This is a genomic window from Hominilimicola sp. (genome assembly GCF_046972485.1).
In the GTDB taxonomy this organism is placed as follows: domain Bacteria; phylum Bacillota; class Clostridia; order UBA1381; family UBA1381; genus Hominilimicola; species Hominilimicola fabiformis.
On the sequence record NZ_JBKVWU010000199.1, the window covers coordinates 1 to 2,369 of the forward strand.

1 protein-coding gene is annotated in these 2,369 nt (G+C 38.1%); it reads left to right on the forward strand.

What is annotated here, in order from left to right; genetic code table 11:
* A partial coding sequence (locus ACLTU0_RS11740; RefSeq protein ID WP_412322622.1) for a hypothetical protein occupies window positions 1-2,369 on the forward strand: 2,369 nt, incomplete at both ends.

Here is a 2,369-nt window from a genome sequence, read left to right on the forward strand (position 1 = left end):
TAACTATATTGTTTCAACAGATGAGGAACTTTTGATTTTATCAAAGGCAGTAAATGACGGGTATGAGGCAGGAAACGTCGTTCTCACAGCAGATGTTACAGCCTCAACGGAAAAAGGTTTTGAACCGATAGGTACAAATGACAATCCGTATAAAGGTAATTTTAACGGTAAAGGTCACACTGTAACGCTCGACATCACAAGCGGCACGAAATATAACAGTACTGTAGCAACGGGCTTGTTTGGAATTACATCAGATGCATACATAGGAAACCTTGTAATTAAGGGAAGTGTAGACGGCGGAGATGATACATCTTCATATACCGGCGCACTTGTCGGCATAATGAAATCTAAGCGTGACTTGTATAATGTATACAGTGAAGTATCGGTAAGCGGCAGTGGTTTTGTCGGCGGTTTTATCGGATACGCTCAGGGTGGTGTTACTTTTCGTAACGCAGTAAATAACGGTACTGTTGTACAGAAAAATACTGCTGATGATAAAAAATCGGTCGGTGCATTTATAGGTATCGGTAATTATAATTATGATACTGCTTATTATAATTCGGAGAAAAACAGCGGAGTATTTTGTGCCGGTTATGACAATGACGAAAATAAAGTGACAACCAATATAGGTTCGGATATAGCAAAGACAACGGAAGAACTTTTCTCCGACAGTACAATGGATGCATTAAATGTAAATGCGCAACGCAGTGGGTATATGTACTGGGACTTTGTAACGGAAAATGAAATTCAAACTGCAAAAATCGTAGAAAAATGCCCTGTGCCTGTATATGAAATTTATCACATATATGACGAGGATATTATTCAAACGTCCGCTGATTATTCAAGAGCCGGAAAGACGATTGAAGTAGAAGTAGATTTGTATAATGATTACAGCAACCTAATAAATTCAGTAAAGGAAATAAAGGTTACAGATTCAAAAGGAAAAAGTGTCAAAGTTACAAAAACGAGCGATAACACATATGAATTTACAATGCCGAAAAGTCAGGTAAATATACAGGCAATATGTGATTATAATTTAACAACAGATTCCGAGGGTGTGTATTACATCTCTGATGCAGATGATTTGGTTGCGTTTGCAAGAATCGTAGAGGCAGGTCAGACAGACGCAAATGCAAAGGTAGTGGCTAAAAGTATTAACTACCGTGATTATAGCGGTTATTGGGCTTATTCAAATGTTGGATTGATAGGCAAAAACGCACCGTATACAGGTACATTTGACGGAAACGGTGCAGAGATTACGGCAGACTGTATATTGTTTGCCGAAACAGACGGTGCCGTTATTAAAAATGTTAATATAAATTCCCATGTTTATAACGAAAAATCAGCCGGTATTGTACAAGTTGCAAATAATACCAGTATAGATAACTGTGATGTATATATATCATTGAACTATGGCATATGCGGTGGTATCGCAGCCGAGGCTTATAATTCAACAATTACAAACTGCTGTGTAACCGCAACAGGTTATATATATGAATTTGGCGGTATTGTTTACTCAACATCGGGTAATACGGTTATCGCAAACTGTGTATTAAAAAACAGCGGTGTTAATGTGACAAGTCTTTACGGAGGTATTGTCGGTGAGGCATGCGGTAAAACCGAAATATATAACTGTGCCAATAGTGATATATTCAATTCACGCCGTTCGGGCGGTATAGTTTCGTATGCAGAAATGTCAGGACTTACTCTTGAAAATAATATGTATTATGAAGAAAATGACTGTTATGATGTGTACTATGATATTGAAAAAGATGAGTGTATTTCCAAAATGGTAGATAAAGATTCTACGGTAAGCGAACAAGATGCGGATGGATTGTATATTCCGGCTAAGTTGAATGAATATGTCAGAGCAAACCCTAACCAAGTGAAAGGTACAACACTTAAAACGTGGGGCATTGACTATAATAATGAACCTTCTTTTGCAAATAATAAAAATCCGGAGCTTTATTTAATAAAACAGAGTGGCGTTAAGGCTGACACTCTTATTAACGGGGACTATGCCCGCGGAGCATTACCGGGGAACAAGGTAACCGTTTGCGGTATTGCAGACGGTGCAGTAGTAGCCGTTACAGATGTAAACGGAAATGATATTAAGCTTACAACAAACGAAAACGGTTATGAATTTACAATGCCGAAATGTGATGTAACGGTATCTGCTGTGTTGGATACAGGTATCAGTGAAACAACAGTAATAGACGGCAAGACATACGTTGTTGTAAAAAACGCATCCGACTTTGTTAAAGCGGTAAAATCTATCGCAGACGGTAACAGCGAATTAATCGTATATATAGCCGAGAATATAAATCTTACGGCAGAGGAATTGGCTGAATATCCGATATATACTGATG